The organism is Tahibacter caeni (assembly GCF_024609805.1).
GTDB lineage: Bacteria > Pseudomonadota > Gammaproteobacteria > Xanthomonadales > Rhodanobacteraceae > Tahibacter > Tahibacter caeni.
In genome coordinates this window covers 1-1,131 of the sequence record NZ_JANFVR010000656.1, presented here as the reverse complement: position 1 = coordinate 1,131, position 1,131 = coordinate 1, and the positions used below count along the sequence as shown (strand labels likewise).

Below are 1,131 nucleotides of genomic sequence, written 5' to 3'. Positions count from 1 at the left end.
ATCTGCGCGAACGCGCCGTGACCCTGGCCGGCGCGGCGCTGGAGATCGGCGGCAAGGCCGCGCCCGGCGACGGCGCGCGCCTGGCCGGCGAAGTGCTCGCCGACGGCCGTGCGTGGGCCAAGTTCCAGCGCATCTGCGCGGCCCAGGGCGGCCTGCGCGAACCGCCGGTCGCCGCGTACCGGCGGCCGCTGAAGGCGGCCCGCGACGGCCGCGTCGGTGCGATCGACAACCGCCGGCTGTCGCGCCTGGCCAAGCTGTCGGGCGCGCCGGAAAGCGCCGCGGCCGGCGTAATGCTGCAGGCGCGGCTCGGCGACGCGGTCGAGCGCGGCCAGCCGCTGCTGACCGTGCATGCGGCGAGCCCGGGCGAACTCGACTACGCGTTCGACTACCTGCGCCGCTCGCCGGACCTGATCCGCATCGACTAGCCTGATCCCGCCCCTTCCCCGGAACCCGCCGCATGAACTGCGCCACCTCGCTCCGCCCGCCGCACGCCGCCGTCCCGGAGTCCGCATGAGCACCGCGGCCGACGACCTGACCGTGCTGCGCAACCGCACCTTCGACGAGCTCGCCGTCGGCGACGGCGCGACGATCGAACGCACCCTGACGATGCAGGACATCCAGCTGTTCGCGTTGCAGTCCGGCGACGTCAATCCGCAGCACGTCGATCCGGCCTATGCCGCCTCGACGCGCTTCCACGGCGTGATCGCCCACGGCATGTGGGGCGGCGCGCTGATTTCCGGCGTGCTCGGCACGCGCCTGCCGGGACCGGGCACGATCTATCTCGAACAGGACCTGCGCTTCCTCAAGCCCGTGCGTCTCGGCGACACCTTGCAGGTCGGCGTCACGGTCGCCGCGCTGGAACCGGCGACGCGGCAGGTGCTGCTCGACTGCCGCTGCGTCAACCAGTACGGCGACTGCGTCATCGAGGGCCGCGCGCGCGTGATCGCGCCGGACCAGCGTGTCGAACGGCCGCGCACGAGCCTGCCCGAGCTGCGCCTGGAAACCGCCGGCGGCGACGGCGCGCGCCGGCTGCTCGAATACGCGCGCAAGCTCGGCGCGATCCGCATGGCCGTCGTGCATCCGTGCAACGTGCTGAGCCTCGGCGCGGCGCTCGCCGCGCGCGACGCCGGC

At 74.2% G+C, this 1,131-nt stretch carries 1 protein-coding gene and 1 pseudogene; both read left to right on the top strand.

Annotated elements, in window-relative coordinates; translation table 11 throughout:
• Positions 1-425, top strand: a pseudogene (locus tag NON22_RS24640) (thymidine phosphorylase); the annotation flags it as partial.
• 85 nt (positions 426-510) lie between these two features.
• Positions 511-1,131: MaoC/PaaZ C-terminal domain-containing protein (locus NON22_RS24635; RefSeq protein ID WP_257389618.1), on the top strand; the 621-nt coding region annotated here is incomplete at its 3' end.